Below are 232 nucleotides of genomic sequence, written 5' to 3'. Positions count from 1 at the left end.
AAGCGACCGCTCAACGCTGAACGGTTCGCGCCTGGGCACGCTCCTCGGTGACGTGGAGAAGCTCGCTAACGAAACCAACCCGGACCAAAGCGCCCGCCTGGAAGCCCTCGAAGAGGAAATCCAGGAACGCCAACAGTTGGTGGAGGACATCAGCTCCGGTGAGTTCGATGGCCTGTTGGATGATGACGAGGCTGTTGAAGCCGCGGGCAACATCCTTGACCTTGCTGCCAGC

1 protein-coding gene is annotated in these 232 nt (G+C 60.8%); it reads left to right on the top strand.

The window, feature by feature from the left end; translation table 11 throughout:
• On the top strand, window positions 1–232 hold a 232-nt coding region (locus tag SB724_RS21995; protein WP_410573222.1), incomplete at both ends, for a DUF3375 family protein.

It is taken from the genome of Bacillus sp. SIMBA_031 (assembly GCF_046535225.1).
In the GTDB taxonomy this organism is placed as follows: domain Bacteria; phylum Bacillota; class Bacilli; order Bacillales; family Bacillaceae; genus Bacillus; species Bacillus velezensis.
Note: the sequence above shows the minus strand (reverse complement) of the source record. Positions and strands in the feature narration are given on the sequence as shown.